General features: G+C 48.7%; 12 protein-coding genes. 5 read left to right on the top strand and 7 right to left on the bottom strand.

Annotated elements, in window-relative coordinates:
• Positions 1 to 35 precede the first annotated feature (35 nt).
• Entirely contained in the window at positions 36 to 440 is a 405-nt protein-coding gene (gene mscL, locus WJM45_RS18910; RefSeq protein WP_341326572.1) for a large-conductance mechanosensitive channel protein MscL, read from the bottom strand.
• Positions 441 to 645: 205 nt separating this feature from the next.
• On the bottom strand, positions 646 to 2604 hold the full coding sequence (gene ftsH, locus WJM45_RS18905; protein ID WP_341326571.1) for an ATP-dependent zinc metalloprotease FtsH: 1959 nt from the start codon (positions 2602 to 2604) through the stop codon (positions 646 to 648).
• Positions 2605 to 2895: 291 nt separating this feature from the next.
• Between ftsH and WJM45_RS18900 the strand changes: the two genes are divergently transcribed.
• Together WJM45_RS18900 and recB are read left to right on the top strand one after the other, a co-directional pair.
• Positions 2896 to 3618 carry an SPOR domain-containing protein gene (locus WJM45_RS18900; RefSeq protein ID WP_341326570.1) on the top strand — a complete coding sequence of 241 codons (723 nt, stop codon included), beginning with the start codon at positions 2896 to 2898 and terminating at the stop codon, positions 3616 to 3618.
• A gap of 93 nt (positions 3619 to 3711) precedes the next feature.
• Positions 3712 to 7248: an exodeoxyribonuclease V subunit beta gene (gene recB, locus WJM45_RS18895; RefSeq protein WP_341326569.1), complete on the top strand. Its 3537-nt coding sequence runs from the start codon at positions 3712 to 3714 to the stop codon at positions 7246 to 7248.
• A 416-nt stretch (positions 7249 to 7664) separates the two neighbouring features.
• Here the strand turns inward: recB and WJM45_RS18890 are convergent, their stop codons facing one another.
• The gene (locus WJM45_RS18890) at positions 7665 to 8126 is read right to left on the bottom strand and encodes a septal ring lytic transglycosylase RlpA family protein (protein WP_341326568.1); all 462 of its coding nucleotides are present in this window, start codon (positions 8124 to 8126) and stop codon (positions 7665 to 7667) included.
• 221 nt (positions 8127 to 8347) lie between these two features.
• Here WJM45_RS18890 and recD point away from each other — a divergent pair, with 221 nt between their 5' ends.
• Complete coding sequence (gene recD, locus WJM45_RS18885; RefSeq protein ID WP_341326567.1) at positions 8348 to 9985, top strand: exodeoxyribonuclease V subunit alpha; 1638 nt, start codon at positions 8348 to 8350, stop codon at positions 9983 to 9985.
• Between the two features lie 402 nt (positions 9986 to 10387).
• Entirely contained in the window at positions 10388 to 11422 is a 1035-nt protein-coding gene (locus tag WJM45_RS18880) for an IS110 family transposase (RefSeq protein ID WP_017841646.1), read from the top strand.
• Positions 11423 to 11713: 291 nt separating this feature from the next.
• Here the strand turns inward: WJM45_RS18880 and WJM45_RS18875 are convergent, their stop codons facing one another.
• The 4 genes from WJM45_RS18875 to WJM45_RS18860 form a co-directional block, all read right to left on the bottom strand.
• Positions 11714 to 12307 (bottom strand): DUF5610 domain-containing protein, encoded by a 594-nt coding sequence (locus WJM45_RS18875; RefSeq protein WP_341326566.1) that lies wholly within the window; start codon positions 12305 to 12307, stop codon positions 11714 to 11716.
• A 547-nt stretch (positions 12308 to 12854) separates the two neighbouring features.
• Positions 12855 to 13445 carry an SIS domain-containing protein gene (locus tag WJM45_RS18870; protein WP_341328977.1) on the bottom strand — a complete coding sequence of 197 codons (591 nt, stop codon included), beginning with the start codon at positions 13443 to 13445 and terminating at the stop codon, positions 12855 to 12857.
• Positions 13446 to 13453: 8 nt separating this feature from the next.
• Positions 13454 to 13816, bottom strand: coding sequence for a YraN family protein (locus WJM45_RS18865; RefSeq protein ID WP_341326565.1), 363 nt, complete (start codon positions 13814 to 13816; stop codon positions 13454 to 13456).
• A 22-nt stretch (positions 13817 to 13838) separates the two neighbouring features.
• The gene (locus WJM45_RS18860) at positions 13839 to 15656 is read right to left on the bottom strand and encodes a penicillin-binding protein activator (protein WP_341326564.1); all 1818 of its coding nucleotides are present in this window, start codon (positions 15654 to 15656) and stop codon (positions 13839 to 13841) included.
• 107 nt (positions 15657 to 15763) lie between these two features.
• Between WJM45_RS18860 and rsmI the strand changes: the two genes are divergently transcribed.
• On the top strand, positions 15764 to 16630 hold the full coding sequence (gene rsmI, locus WJM45_RS18855) for a 16S rRNA (cytidine(1402)-2'-O)-methyltransferase (protein ID WP_341326563.1): 867 nt from the start codon (positions 15764 to 15766) through the stop codon (positions 16628 to 16630).
• The last annotated feature ends 15 nt before the right edge of the window (positions 16631 to 16645 follow it).

Here is a 16645-nt window from a genome sequence, read left to right as displayed (position 1 = left end):
GAAGAAGCTTACTAATCAGTAAGATTTATGTGTTTTTATTTTCTCTCTTTGAGCAGATCCCTAATCTCGGTTAATAGTTGTTCTTCTTTGGAAGGTTCCGGCTCAACTTCCGGCGCTGGCGCCTCTTGCCTCTTGAGCTTGTTAATAAATTTAACCGCAATGAAAATCGCAAAAGCGACGATAGTAAAGTCGATCAATGTTTGAATGAATTTACCGTAACTTAATGTGACGGCTTCCGCACCTTCCGTGGCTTCCTTTAACACAACAGCCAGATCGGAAAAATCAACGCCCCCGATCAAAACTCCGATTGGAGGCATGATAATGTCACCGACAAATGACGAAACGATTTTACCGAATGCCGCTCCGATAATAATACCGACCGCCATGTCGATTACATTGCCCTTGACCGCGAATTCCTTGAACTCTTTTAAAATACTCATAGTAAAACTCCCCAAAAGTTAAAATTGTTATTATTGTTCTTGCCATAGAAGTCCACTCCAATACCATCCCTTGTTATTAATGAGATCGAGGTTAAGCTCGTCTCACCGATGCTCCAAATTCGCTCTGGGTCCCTTTTTAAAGGGAGAGCAGTATTTTTCGCCGATAAATGTCTTTTGGCTTTGCCTATTTCCGCTTTGACTCTCCTTAACTCAAAAGCGCGTCGATATCCTCACCGTGGATCACTTCTTGTTCCTGAAGAATGTCGGCGAGTCGGTCCAGAATATGTCGTTTGGCTGTCAAAATGTCCATCGCGCGCTCGATTCCCTCATCGATCAGCGCCTTGACTTCGGCATCGATCAGCTTAGCGGTTTCCTCGCTGTAATTGCGATATTCGGTCCCTTCGGTTTCGAGAAATTGCAGTTGTTGACGCTTGCCGTAAGTCAACGCGCCGAGTTTGGCGCTCATGCCCAAATAACACACCATGGCCCGAGCGATTTCACTGGCTTTTTCCAAGTCGTTTTGTGCGCCGGTCGATACATTGCCCAATGCGATCGCTTCCGCCATGCGCCCGCCCATCAAAATCGCAATTTGATCTTTAAGTTCGGCATCGGTGGACAGAAATTTTTCCTCGACCGGAAGTTGCAACGTAAAACCCAAAGCCGAAACGCCGCGCGGAATGATCGACACCTTGTGAATCGGCTGACCGGTAGGCACATGCTTCGCGACCAATGCATGGCCTGCCTCATGGTAAGCAACGCGGCGTTTTTCCTCGGGGCCCAGCGCTCGAGATTTTTTCTCGGGGCCGGCCAAAATACGGTCGATCGCCGCTTCGAAGTCTTCCATACGAACATCGTCGTGATTGACGCGCGCGGCTAGAATCGCGGCTTCGTTCGCGATATTCGACAAATCGGCCCCGACCAGCCCCGGTGTGCGTTTACCCACGACGGTCAAATCGACATCGGAAGCAAGCTGCATTTTAGCGGTATGCAGTTTGAGAATTTTAATGCGATCTTCGAGACCCGGTTTGTCGACAATAATCTGCCGATCGAAGCGCCCTGCGCGCAGCAAGGCTTTGTCTAGAATTTCCGGACGATTGGTCGCGGCCAATACGACCACCCCCGATGACGGATCGAAACCATCCATTTCGGTCAACAATTGATTGAGCGTTTGTTCGCGTTCGTCATGTCCGCCCATCACCATCGGCCCGCCGCGCGAGCGGCCAATCGCATCGAGTTCGTCGATAAAGATAATACAGGGCGCTTTTTGGCGGGCCTGTTCGAACAGATCGCGAACTCGAGCGGCACCGACGCCGACGAACAGTTCGATAAATTCAGAGCCGCTGATGTTGAAAAACGGCACGCCGGCTTCGCCCGACACCGCCCTTGCCAGCAAGGTTTTACCGGTTCCGGGAGGACCGACCAGCAATGCACCTTTCGGCATGCGGCCGCCGAGCTTTTGAATTTTTTCCGGAGCTTTAAGAAATTCGATCGACTCCTTCAATTCTTGCTTCGCGCTCTCGCTACCGGCAACATCGTCGAAGGTAATTTTCGGTTGCGTTTCCGGATGTATCTTGATTTTATTACCGATATTCAAAAAGCCGCGACCGGCCGCGCCCCCTCCGCCGGCCATGCGCCGAAACAGCCAGGACCAGATCGCGACTAAGATCAGCATTGGAATGATCCAATTAAATAATATATTGCCAAGCCAACTTTCTCCGCTTCTAACGATGTAGTCGACGTCATGTTCGGCGAGCGTCTCGGCGAGATGTTCATCCCACAGAGGAATGGTCATGAAGTGTTGCGGAGAATCGGACGGGTTGTCAGGTTTGATCAGGCCGGTAATCGTTTTTTCGGTGACCACGGCACGTTGGATTTTGTTATTCTTAACCAATTCGAGAAATTGGTTGTAGGGTAGTTCGTCTTTTTGCAGTTCGTTAGCCTGATTGAAGATTGAGAAAATCATTAACACCCCCAGGCCGATCAACAAATAGCGTGTCAATTTATCGTTCTTATCAGGCTTTTCCGGCGCGTTGATTTCCTTTTCCGGCTCGGCCTTGAATAATGACCGAAAAAATTCGGTCAGCATCGTTTTTAGCGATTTCAGTAATTGAATCAGAAACCCGGTCAATATTTGCAGGAAATTATTCGAATTTTGTTTGTCCATAGTGATGACCTCGAAAAACGGACGAAATGGTTCAACTGTCTATTCCCACATAGTACCATTCAAATTATAAAAATTAACGCTTCTTACACCTTTCGCGCTTCAAATTTCGGCAGGACCAGAAGATGCGCCGGGTGAGGTCAGCATCGAGCTGGCATAGAGTATCTACAAGGATGTATTCACACGGATACCCCCCATGCCGAACTTTGATCTACTATGGATATAGCAAAGAGTTTATTTAAAATCGATGAGTCGATTGCATCAGCATAATCTAGCCAACAATGGAGAAAACCGGTGACAGAATTTGACGAACTTACCAGAAAGCAATTAGAGGCCAGTCAGGCTAAAACATCAAGCTTCAATATCGCCGCGCTAAGTATTGCTATCATTGCGTTATTGATCGCCGGGATTTTTGCTTGGATCAGTAACAATCGAAATACCGATCTTACAGCGCAAGTGTCCCGATTGAGTGCACAACAGCAGCAGCCCGGTAAAATCGTAGGCCGCCAACATTATGATGAGTTGGCGGCAAAAATTAAGCGCTTGAGTCAACAAGTTTCTGAATTGAGCGATGCTAAAGAGGCGCGACTCGACTCGACCGAGCCTAAAGTGATTAGGGCTGATAAAATAAATGACTTGCTCGAAAAGCAAAAAATCTTGTTCGATAAATTTAATAACTTGGAAAATAAAATCAAGCAATTGTCGGTCAAGTCGACAGCCAATTCTAAATCGGGAACTCGACAGCGTAGCTATGCCCCAAAAGCTCAGGATTACTCGATTAATATTGGCGCCTTTCAAAAAGCGGCTACCGCTGAAAAGAAAGCGGGACGTTTGAGAAAAGAAGGTATTACCGTTGACATTAATGAGGTAGTAGTCGACGGCAAAACCTGGTATCGATTGACCATACCCGGCTTTAGCAGCATGCAGGAAGCCCAACGTTTTTCCGAAACCTTAAAGAAGCAATTCGGTATCAAATCGGTTTGGATCGGTGTCGATCAAGCCTGGGGTCGAGGCTGATGAAACATAGCCGATTATTGTTGATGACTCACTCGGAAAACCCGCGAAGCGATACATAAATTCAAGCAAGCCAAATCCCTCACTGAAAGCTTCATGCCATCCGAACATTTCGACCCGATAACAACCGATTGCCGCCAAGGCATTAACTTAATCGAAGCCAGCGCAGGTACCGGTAAAACCTATGCGATTGCGATGCTGGCGCTGCGCTTTGTCGTCGAGTTCGATATGAAAATCGACGAATTGTTGGTAGTGACTTTTACGAAGGTCGCGACCGAGGAGCTGAAGGAGCGGATCCGACTCAGGCTCAATGAGGCTAAACAGGCCGTAAGCGGGAAAACCGAAAACATTGACGGCGCGATTATCCAATGGCTAAACCGGCTCGAGATCGACCGCGATCGGATCAAAAAAAGACTGGAGTTGGCTCTGCTCGATATCGATCAGGCCGCTGTGTTTACGATTCACGGTTTTTGCCAGCGGGTCTTGAAGGAGCATGCGCTGGAAAGCGGTCAACTTTTCGATTCCGAACTGACCGCCGATGCGGCGATCGTCAAGCAAGCCTGTGCCGACGATTTCTGGCGTGGTCAAATTTATCAAAGGGCCTCCTGGGAAGTTGCTTTGTTGACAGCAACGTACTCAACTCCGGATGCATTATTAGCCGGCATCGATCGCATTCCGCTCGACATCGAGATTTTTCCGGAGTATCGCGATCCGAACGAAGCATTAGCCGCTTGCCGGGAGCAGGCAGAGCAAGCGCGTATCCACTTGGATCAGGCCGCTAAAACACTGCTAAACCACTTTGGTGACGGCTTCTTCAAATCGTCGTATACCGAAGTTTTTGAACATCACCTCCAAGAGTTGCGCGCCTGGCTAAACCAGGAAACACTGCAGCTTCCAAGCCCCGACGCATTTGCATGTTTGACGGTAACCGGCCTGGTCGATGGCTTGAACGGTAACAAGTTTAGAAAAACCAAAACGCAAACCGGCGAGCAACGCAAACACGAGTATCTGGCAACACTGAAAATCGACACCACGCCTTTCGATGCCTTGTCCGACTCGATCGATCGAATCAGTCTGGTTTTTCGTCGAGCGCTGTTAGAGCATGTCCGCATAGAGCTGGACAAGCAGATGCAGCAACTCAATATATTGTCGTTCGATGATTTGATTAGCCGGCTTGCCCTTGCCTTGCAAGGTAATCAAGGGGCATTATTGACCGCCGAATTGAGGCAACGCTTCAAGGCCGCATTGATCGACGAATTTCAGGATACCGATCAGAATCAGTGGCTGATATTTTCAACCTTATTCGGTTCAGGCGCACATTATTTGTATTTGATCGGCGATCCCAAGCAAGCGATCTATAAATTTCGGGGCGCCGATATTTTTTCCTACCTTGCCGCACAGCAACAGGCGCATCATCGGTTTACCCTCGGCACGAACTGGCGCTCGCAGCCGCCCCTGGTCGAGGCGGTGAATGCCTTATTCAGCCGCGAGCGGGCCTTTTTTCTCGAACAGTTGCAATTCCAACCGGTTGTAGGCGCTCCCGCCAATGCGGATAAAACCCTAAGTCTCGAAAAAGAGACGCTGGCGCCGATGGTGCTTTGGCAACTGCCGCAAAGCGACAAGGGCCACTGGAGTTCCGGCAAAGCCGGCGAATGTCTTCAGGCCGAGGTCGTCAACGAAATCGTCGGATTGCTCAATGAGCCTTACTTTTTGAGCGATAGCGGCAGGCGAGTTCAGCCGGGCGATATCGCGGTATTGGTCAGAACCAACCGGCAAGCCTCGGAATATCAAGCGGCATTGCGCGAAGCCGGCGTCCCTTCGGTTTTGAACAGCACCGAATCGGTATTCGCGACCGCCGAAGCGGCCGACTTGTTTTGTTTGTTGCAGGCCATTGCTCATCCTGGCGACACAGCATTATTGAAGCAAGCCTTAACTCTCGACTGGTTCGGATTAGATGGGCAGACTTTATATCGCATGCTGAATCAAGAAGCGGCCTTGGATGCCTGGCTGTCGCATTTTTTGAATTATTATCAGCACTGGCAAAACCAAGGACTGATGGCGATGATGCAGCGTTTGCTCGACCAAGAGCAAATACGTTTGCAGCTATCGGCTAGCCGTCTTGCCGAGCGCCGCTTGACCAACTTGCATCATCTGATCGAGTTAGTGCAGCAAGCCGCTGTCGACGAGCATTTAGGCATCGGAAAAACGCTGGATTGGCTGCGCGCGCGTATCACCGATGCGGCGGGCGGCAGAGTCAGTCTCGAAGAGCAATGCATGCGCTTGGAAAGCGATGATGAAGCGGTCAAGATTGTCACGATGCATCGCTCGAAGGGGCTCGAGTATAATATTGTTTTTTGTCCGTCCCTCTGGCAACGCAGCAGCCGGTTTTCCACCGACCGGCCCTTGATTCAATGTCACGAGCAAGGTCGCATCGTCGCCGATTTAGGCTCGGAGGATTTCGAACGCCGCCGCGCGCAAGCGATCGACGAAGAATTGGCCGAGGATTTGCGCGTATGTTATGTAGCGCTGACCCGGGCTAAATATCGCAGTTATCTGGCCTGGGCCGATGTTCGAAGCAAGGACGTTCCGAATCAATCGGCATTGGCTTGGCTACTCGGTTTCGAAGATTGCCATTTTGCCGCGCAACAATCGATCCTGAAAGATTATTGCAGCCGCGCCCCGCATGTTTTCGAATATTGTTTATTGGAATTACCGGCGGAGCCCAATGGCCGTTACGAAAAATGGCTCGACGAAACCCGACTATCGGCAAGGTCGAGGTTGCGTTCGCTACGCACCGATTGGCAAATGAGCAGTTACACGGCACTCTCGGCCTTAAGCCTACAGGATGCGCCGGAATTGCCGGAAGATAAGGCCCGCGAATTGGCTTCGCTTGATGCGGAACCGGTCTTTTCGGCGGTCGGCATGCAAGAGGAGTTGCCGAAAGGCGCGCATACCGGCAACGTCGTGCATGACTTGCTGGAGCATCTCGATTTCGCGTGCTTGGCCGATATGCCGGACATCGCCGAGTTGCGCGATAGCACCTGTCGGCGCTACGGCTTGCAAACGGAGCATCCTGAAGCTATCGATCGCTTATTGCAAGCCGTTGTGACAACGCCCTTGGCCGAAGACGATCCGGCTTTTCTACTGATGAATATTGCCGATGGGCAATGTTTGAAGGAAATGCCGTTTTATCTGGCAATGCAGCCGATGAACGCCGCACATATCAATGCGATCTTATCGGACTCTCCCGTTTATCAAGTGCTGAACAGTAAGCAAATGTGCGGTTATTTGACCGGTTTCATCGATTTAATTTGCGAATACGGCGGCCGTTATTACGTCATCGATTATAAAACCAACAGCCTGCCGGACTATCGGTCGGAAACGTTGACGGACGCGATGCGGGAGCATAATTACGGATTGCAATATTGGCTTTATACGCTGGTGCTGCACCGCTTTTTGGGGCAACGCTTGGCCGATTACGATTACGAAAAGCATTTCGGCGGGGTATTATATTTATTTGTGCGCGGCATGCAGCCCGAACAGCCGATGAGCGGCGTTTATCGGGATAGGCCGGATTTACGACGTATCGAGGCTTTATCGGAGATTTTTGGCGTGTGTGCAAGCAGAGCTTGACGGTAGTTATTCCCAAGCTGAAACTTGGGAACGAGACAGAGGCAATGCTTTCGGCTTTTAGGGGGCGCCAATTCAGCATGTAGCCCGTATGCAACGTAGCGGAATACGGGAATGGCGTGGCTCCGAGCTTCCCGGATTGCGCTTCGCTCCATCCGGGCTACGCTGTTTAGGATTCGGTCATAAATAACTTCCCTATATTTAATATACGGTAAGCAGGTTCGGTTGCTGGATTGATAGGTGTCGGCGGCAGGGCATATTTTGCTCCACGGTAATTGCTGAGTTACATGGATGTAATGAATGCAGAAAATGCAGGAGCATTTTTCTACCCTCCATTGCCCTAATACACGCCATCCATGGCAATCAGGCGCCTCCTCTGGCACTGCCGAAATTTGAAGTGCGAAAGGTATACGTTTCAATTACGAATCATTGTTGCGAATTTCGGCTATTGCTTGAGAGCGGCTCAGCGGTTGAATCTCTACAAAACCGACACCTTGCTTTTGGATGCCGACTTGCTTGGCGGCGGCATAGGACAAGTCCAGTTCCCTTTTACCATGATAAGGCCCGCGGTCGGTGATTTGTACGACAACCGATTTATGGCTTTTGGGATTGGTGACTTTCACGTAGGATAACAACGGCAGCGTTTTATGGGCCGCAGTCATCGCATACATATCGAATTTGCGTCCGCTCGCGGTTTTTTTGCCGTGAAATCTAGGTCCGTACCAAGAGGCTCGGCCCAATCGCCCTTTTGTAGGTTTTCCGGCGGTTTTGCCCGAAGTCAACTTAGCTTTGTGCTGGTCGGATGCCTCAACTGTCTTTATCGGCTGAGTAAATAGACTACTCATCATAAACACAGAACTTGCCAATATGATTTTATTCATAATGTAAAGCCTTATTATTTAACAACAAAATGATTTTACCCTTGGGAATATTAAGCTAAACTTAAGTCGTAGAACTCAAAATTAATATTCGGGTAAATATCTCCATGCCAAAAGCTATTGAGACACTGCCTTATAAGGGCTCCCTCTATTTCTCTCGTGATGTTTTAAAGCGTCCTATGGGCTTCATTTTCCGGCAACAAGCGCCGAAATTTATCTGACAAATGAAAGAAGAATCTACTTTTACCCGCCTCGATATGGCTTTTTCTCGTTTTTTGAGTCGCCGTAGCGCCTTGACCGGTGCCGCGAAAGATAATTTCGAAAAACTGATCGCCCGTCTTTCCTTCGAGCAAAATCAAGGGCATAGCTGTATCCGCATTGATGCGAAAGCCCGGGAAACAGTCATGGCTTCAGGCCTGGCATCGAGGTCAGATACCGCGCCGTTAATAGTTGAAGACGATCGGCTTTATCTTCAGCGCTATTGGGCCTATGAAAAAAACTTAGTCAACCGGATCGGTGCAATGACCCGCTTCAATGTCTCCCCTGTTGACGCGGAAGCCTTATTGGACCGCTACTTCCCAACCGCCCTTGCGGAAACCGACTGGCAGCGTGAAGCAGCCAAAACCGCGCTTAATCGAACGTTCTGCATCATTACCGGCGGTCCCGGGACCGGTAAAACCACAACTATCGTTAAGATTCTGGCTTTGCTGCAGGAATTGGCACAACGCCCGTTATTCATCGCCCTTGCAGCACCGACCGGAAAAGCCGCAATGCGCCTGCAGGAATCGATAGGTAACAGCAAGAGTGCCTTGCCTTGCTCGGAAGCTGTCAAACAATCTCTTCCCGAATCGGTCACGACCCTGCATCGCCTGCTAGGTTCTCGTCCGCCTTCACCTTATTTCCGACATAACGCCGAAAAACCCCTGCCTTTCGATTTGGTCGTAGTGGATGAAGCCTCGATGGTCGATTTAGCGTTGATGAGTAAATTGGTCGATGCACTCAAACCAAGCGCCCGATTGATCTTGCTCGGCGATAAGGATCAATTGGCATCGGTCGAATCGGGCGCGGTATTGGCAGACTTGACCGCAGCGTTGCCGGATCATACTGTCGAGCTAAAAAAAGCGCACCGATTTGATGTGACAATCAAAAACCTGGCCGAAGCGGTCAATTTGCAGCACCCTGAAGCCGCTTGGTCGGCATTGCAGGCGGCTAATGAAAACATCGGCTTATTGAATCAAGATGCGATCGCCTATATTGCCGGTCATCGGCTCGATTATTTACGCGCGATCGAGAATTCAAATGATATCGAGCAAATTTTTAATGTCTTTAAGCGATTTCAAGTGCTCTGTGCGAATCGGGCCGGAAAATATAGCGTCGCCGATATTAATAGCCAAGTTGAACGCCGATTAGCTTCAACGGGTCATATCAACCCTATCGGGACTTGGTATCATGGACGTCCGGTCATGATTACGCAAAACGATGCCTCGTTGCAACTATATAACGGCGATATCGGTTTGTGTCTGAAAGACGCCGAGCAAAACGGTAAATTGATGGTGTTTTTCCAACGTCCCGACGGTAGCATCAAAAAATGCTTGCCGGCTAGATTGCCGCATTGCGAAACCGTATATGCAATGACGATCCATAAAAGCCAGGGTTCGGAATTCGACGAAATTCTTATTGCTCTTCCGGATCAACATAATCCGGTGTTAACCAAAGAATTGCTTTATACCGCGATTACCCGCGCCCGGAAATCGGTCAAAATACTGGCCGATCAACAGGTTTTCAACGAAACCGTGCTGCGTAAAATCGAACGTTTCGGTGGCTTGGCGCAAAAACTGATGGTAATTGAGCAAGGACGATGACGCTGATGAAAAGGATCATTTTTGTCGCCATAAGTGCCTCTCGTTATTATATCTTGCGTACTTCAAATTTCGGCAGTGCCTAAGGATGTGCTGGAGTCTTCGGTCCTTCACCTAGCTCCTAGGTGAGGGAATCATGGATACTGGCATAGAGCCTTGTATGATTAATTTAAATGAATTTTAGCTAGGAAATACTTTAAGCTTTACCGAGTTCATTGGGAGGCCGCTTGAGCCTGAGGACTGGATTAAACCAGAGCCTGTCATGTAGATTGGCCCCCGCCCTATTCACCTATACCGCGGAGTATCTGAGGCTTAGAGCCTGCATTCACAAGGATGGTAGGTGCATACGCAGGGTCGGGAACCAATGACTAGTTTACTTTCCTTATCACAGAATAACAATTAAACATGGCAGATCAACAAATTAACAGCGCTTCACTTGACACACAAACCCGTATCTTCGCTGGCGTCGATGTAGGATCTAAAGAACTGGTTTTGGTGGTGCGCAAAAATGGCAAACCTTTCAATCCGCAGAAGTTCTCCAATACCCCAGCTGATCATGCCCGGATGGCCAAGAAACTGAACAAATTGTCCGGCATTATCGTGTGCATGGAAGCCACCGGCAGTTATCATTTCGATTTAGCCGTTGCGCTCCATGATGCCGGCGTCAAGGTAATGGTCATCAATCCCAAGGTCTCTCATAACTTTGCTAAAGTGTTGATGAACAATAGTAAAACAGATGATGTGGACGCGAATACTCTGGCGGTGTATGCCGAACGGATGGATTTTGTGCCTTGGTCCCGTCCTTCGAATGAAAAGATCGCTTTACGTTGTTTCTCACGCCGTATTAATGCGCTAACCGATCAAAAAACAGCAGCAAAGAATCAGTTGCATGCCTTAAGCGCAACAGTTGAAACACCCAAAGCCGTGCTAAAAGATGCACAAGCAGCCATCGATCAATTAGATAAGCGTATCGATCAGTTAACGGCTGGCGCCTTGGCATTGATCGAAAAACATCCGGAACTCAGTCGAGCATTAGTTTTGTTCACGAGCATTAAGGGTATTGCCAATACCAGTGCGATTGCCCTCATGGGAGAACTACTGATTTTGCCTGCGGATATGTCGCACCGTGAGTGGGTCAAGTTTGCGGGGCTCGATCCAAGAGCTTTTGATTCCGGCACGAGTGTCCACAAAAAAACGCGTATATCCAAGGCCGGTAACAGCCAGATTCGCGCCGCCCTGTATATGCCTGTCTGGAGCGCTGTGCAGCATGATCGCCATATTAAGGCGTATTACCAACATCTCCTGGATATGGGTAAATTACCGTTGCAAGCCTGTTGTGCGGTCATGCGTAAATTGTTACATGCGATTCACGGCATGCTCAAGCATGATAAACCATTCGATAACACGCGTTTTTATGCAATTCCGTCAATCGCTGAATAGCAGAAAAATGCCTATTTTTAACTTGATTTTAAACAGAGTATCTACATGGACGTATTCACCCAGCACCTAAATCCAGCACCTAAATTCCATAGGTCTTTGGCAATGATTCAACATCATGGTTTATTTAGGTGCTGGATGAATTATCCAATATAGTTAACCATAGCCAATGAACTATGGAATTTAGGTGCTGGGTTCACGGCGTCCTTTAGCGGACACCCATGCGCCTCCTCTGGCATTGCCGAAATTTGAAGTGCGTAAGGTAGAACAAAAACTGAGCGGGCTAAATTCGCGTTACTTCTCTGCAGGCTGATAATTTTCAACGAATGCCTTCAGTCCTTTCTGGACCAAGTCATAGGTTTTATCAATATTATCAGCGATGCTTCCTTCCAGTACGTTAAGTCCTTGCAAAATATCGCGTGCTTCACCGAAGCCTTTATCGATGCCTTGGCCGATCAGTTCGACGAACGACTCCAGCGCTTCTTCGATGCTGAGGTCGTCGTGATTAGCGTGATAACGCTCGAAAAAAGCGGTGCTCATTTGCACGATGCGCCCTGCGGTGGCTTCCGGAGAAATATCCACGCCATCTTCGTAAGCTTTTTGAATGGCATTGTCGCCAAAATCGGCTTTGAGCGCGTCATTAATGCCTTCGAGCGCGGTCTTGAATAACAGAGCCATCGGCTCGTTACCGGCGCTCAAACTGACATCGAGCGAAGTTTGCAGGATCGAACGGTTTAATTCGGTTTTGGCTTCAGTAGCCGAGGTTTCGGCTTTTTTAGCTTGAGCTAATTCGGATATTTTTTGCCCGAATGGCCCTTCGCTTTTATGGGAGGGGTCTTTGGCCATGGAACTTACCGTCTGGCCGAACGGTTCTGTTTTGATTTCCATTATCAGCCTCGAAATTAAGATTTGTTAAAGTGTTATCCGCTTATTGTAGCGGCCGTGGTTTTCAAATCTTTAGTTTTCGGTGAGCGAAAGTTCTATGCAAATCTACAGCAAGTTATTGAATTAACTTCTTAGGATTTCGTGATAAATAACCTCCTGGAACTATGAGCTTTGTTGAGGGTTCGGTAGCTCGCTTGACAGGACACAGCCCCTAAATTAGTAAGACTATTAACCATGCCGATGGGCTATGGAATTTAGGGGTTGGGTAGGCTTGACGGCGGCGACTGATTGCCATGGATGGCGTGTATTAGGGCAATGCAGGGCAGAAAAATGCTCCTGCATTTTCTGCATTCATTACATCCGTGTAACTCAGCAATTGCCGAGGAGCAAAAATCTGCAAACGCCATGGATGGCGTGAATGCAGATTTTGCAGGAGCAAAAATCTGCCCTGCCGCCGACACCTGCCAATCGAGCTACCGAACCCTCCATAAAATAGGGAAGTTATTTTCGAACGAATCCTTATTATTCATAGTGAAACGCTTTTTCTAGGTTAAAGGCTTCCGAATATTTGGTGATCAATCAGGTCGCACAGGCAGTGGCTAATCAATAAGTGCGTTTCTTGGATTCGGCTATCGTTACTGGAGGGAACCCGGATCTCCATATCCGAGGTATTTAAAATCGGTGCCAGCATACCGCCATCATGTCCGGTCAATGCTATCACCGATATATTTTTGTCGTGAGCGGCAGTAACAGCTTTGAGAATATTGGCCGGGTTGCCGTTGCTGGAGAAGACCAGCAAGATATCTTCGCTTTGGCCAAGGGCCTTGACTTGTTTGGCGAAAATGTCGTCGAAATGGTAGTCTGCGGCAATCGAGGTAATAACGGCAGTATCGGCAGTCAATGCAATCGCCGGTAAGGCCGGGCGTTCGCGTTCCAAGCGGTTCAGCATCGCCGCCGAAAACTGTCCGGCATTTGCGGCACAAGCACCGTTACCGCAGACAAGGATTTTGTTGTCGTTTAATATCGCCGTCACTAGTTTTTGTGAGGCGAATTCGATCGTTTCGCCGAGACCGGTCAAAGTATCTTGTAGCGTTTGTAGGCTTTCGTTGAAATGCAGGGTAATTCGTTCTTGTAACATGATGGAAGTAGTCAAGTTAAAAAGGCGTTTTTTATCCAATCGATATTAGCGTCGCCGGAAACGGCAACGACGTCGAAGCGTATCGGACAAGGCGACGGGTGTCGTGATAAATAGAACCGTGTGGCGGCAATGATGCGCGATTGTTTTCGCGGGGTAACGCTTTCCAAAGCACTGCCGTAACGGTCGGATTTACGGTAGCGGACTTCGATAATTACCAGTGTTTCTCTGTCTTTCATGATCAAATCCAATTCTCCCAAGCGGCAGCGAAAGTTACGAGCCACCGGTTTCAGACCTTGCTCGATAAGAAATCGGTGAGCTTTTTCCTCGGCAGATTCGCCGCTGACCAGGTGTTTGGCTTTGAATGGATTTAACAAATGCTGTCCTCGATGAAGTCTGTTAATACGAGTCGTCGTTCGGAACTGCGATGCTTTGGTAGTCGTCATTGGCGCTTTGAACAAAGCCGATGACTTTAGGAACTCCTTGATTGAATTTGGCGCAAACCAGATTTCTTTTGATTCGGCCGTCCCTTGTCAGCAGCAAGTTGCCTGTCGCGCCATGATATTGAACGGTGCTCAGTTTACCAAGATGCGGGACCAGATTGTAGGCGTCGATACCCATAGCCATCAAGCGTAAATAAACGCTGGGGAATTGTTGCCAAGTGCTGCGTAAGGCATTGATACTTAATTCGCCTTGGTAAACATTGTCGAATAGCCAGGGAATGTCGCAAAACGTGATTGTGTTCAAGTCCATGTCCAGCTGAGGATTAGGCAGGCCGCTATAGATATGCGGCGTGGCATAAACCGGAAGGTGTTGGGCATGAAAAAAATGCAATTGCGGATTGATCGAACGTGCAGCCGTTTCATAGGCATTCAGAAAAATGACGTCGGCATCGCGTCGGATTCTCGGGACGAACACGGCTGAGGGTAGGAATTGTCGGATTTTTTGATAGCGTTGATTGCTTTCATCCAAATTCAATAGCTTTTTAATAGGTTCGGAAAAGTCGGTCTGATTGGCTTGATACGTTTGAGTTTCCAGCAGGTTTGCATCGGCTTTGTTCCAGAAGTCCCGGATGTATTCGCCGATTCTCAATCCTTGCTCGGTATCGGGTATCAATAACAAGGCGTTTTGTCGGCCTTCGAACCAGGCAAGACTGGCTATTTGCTCGGCGTCATCAATAGGGCTGAGTCCGAATTGGTAAAGGTTGGCTTTGTTTATTTCCGGAACATGATTTAATGCAAGCACCGGAACGCTCAAATTAGATGATGCAGTTAGGCTTTCAATTTCGGTTTTGCTGAGCGGGCCGATGACCATTTCCGCGCCTTCGGCGATAGCCTGATGATAAAGTACCGGTAGTGCGCTTTGACCGCTGTCGTAAAAACGAAGGTCGGGTTTGGTTTCATTACGATCCTGGTAATAGGCGGCCATGATGCCTTCGCGAATCGCTTTCCCTGCGCGTCCGATAGGGCCGGTTTCGGGTAAAAACACGGCGATTTTACCCGGTTGCTTAAAAGCATGCGCCGATTGCGCCAGGTAATCATGCAGAAATGCCGAGTCAGCGGGGTGATGAGGATAGTTCTGCCGCCATTGATCCAGCGCGGTATCCAGCAGAGCGCGATTATGCTGATTGGTTTTGAGTAATTGCGCTAATGCCATCCATCCGGATAAAGCATTGCTGCTTTCGCTGCTTGTTTGTTCCAGCGTCGCGAGGGGGAGCAAGCTTAAGGTCTCAAGAATTGCGGCATGATTGGCCGGTTGTTGAGCGGGCGGCAGCAAATGGCTCAATTCGACTCTCGAAGCAGCGCTTTTTTTCAGTTCGCCGGTTAATGAATAGGCAAAGGCACTGGATTGATGAAATTTGATTTGATCGGACCGCGACAGTTGCAGCGGCTTGACTAGATTTAGCCTTGCACTCGCTTGTTCCGCATTGCCGAAGCTGAGGTCGATTTGCGCATAATAGAGATTAAGCTGGTTGCGTTGCAACAACGTAAGATTATTCGGGTTGATTGCGTCGGCATAGTTTTTAGCCGTATCGCTATCGCCGGATTGGATTAACGATTCGATCGTAAACAAGCGTAATTGGTCTTGAAACTCGGATTGCTCGTCGGCGATGCGTCGATAAAGTTGCGCGGCTTTGGCGGGTTGGCCTTGGTCCATGAAGGCTTTAGCCGTTTGAGCGTCTGCCGGGAAAGCCGGTTGACGGTCTTGAGGAGGCATGCACCCTGCGAGAAAAGTGCAAAGTAGCAAGAATGGCGAATGAAAATGGCGACTCATAGAAGGGTATACCTTTAAAATAGTTCGGTTTAATCAGATGAGAGAATCCAATGTCTAATCAATGCGGCAAATTATACGTGGTTGCCACGCCGATAGGTAATTTAGCGGATTTAAGTTTCCGGGCTGTCGATGTGCTAAAGGAAGTCGATTTGATTGCCGCTGAAGATACTCGGCATGTCAGAATGCTATTGCAGCATTACGCTATTGCCAACCGTTTAGTCTCATTGCATCAGCACAACGAAGAAACAGCTTCAGCCGGGTTGCTCGATAAAATTCGTGGAGGACTCAATATCGCGTTGGTCTCGGATGCCGGTACACCACTGTTGAGCGATCCCGGCATGCCTTTGGTGCGCATGGCCAAAGATGCCGGAATCGAGGTTTCGCCGATTCCGGGTGCTTGCGCTTTAATTGCCGCCTTGTCTGCTGCAGGTTTGCCTGTGAGCCGTTTTATTTTCGAAGGTTTCTTACCTCGGACATCGTCAGCACGTAAAAAATTTTTTAAGGAGCGGTTGAATTGCGAATCGACATGGGTTTTCTATGAGTCCAGTCATCGAATTTTAGAGGCATTGACGGATATGTCGGAAATATTGCCGGCCGACAGGCAGCTGGTAATCGCGAGGGAAATCACAAAATTACACGAAACAATCGTCAAGCGGCGTTTGGATGAGATGCTGGAATTAGTCGAAAGCGACGAAAACATGCGCAAAGGCGAATTCGTCGTGATTGTCGAAGGCGCTGTCATTGACAAAAATAATCAAGAATTGAGTGCCGAGCATTTATCGGTATTAAAGATTCTTTTAAACGAGTGTTCTGTTAAGACGGCCGCGGCTTTAGCCTCTGAAATTACCGGGGCCAAGAAGAAGGTGCTATATCAGGCGGCTTTGGAGATGATGGGTAAGGTGAAAGGTGAAAGGTGAAAGGTGAAAGGTGAA

The organism is Methylotuvimicrobium sp. KM2, from assembly GCF_038051925.1.
Classification (GTDB): Bacteria; Pseudomonadota; Gammaproteobacteria; order Methylococcales; family Methylomonadaceae; genus Methylotuvimicrobium.
Note: the sequence above shows the minus strand (reverse complement) of the source record. Positions and strands in the feature narration are given on the sequence as shown.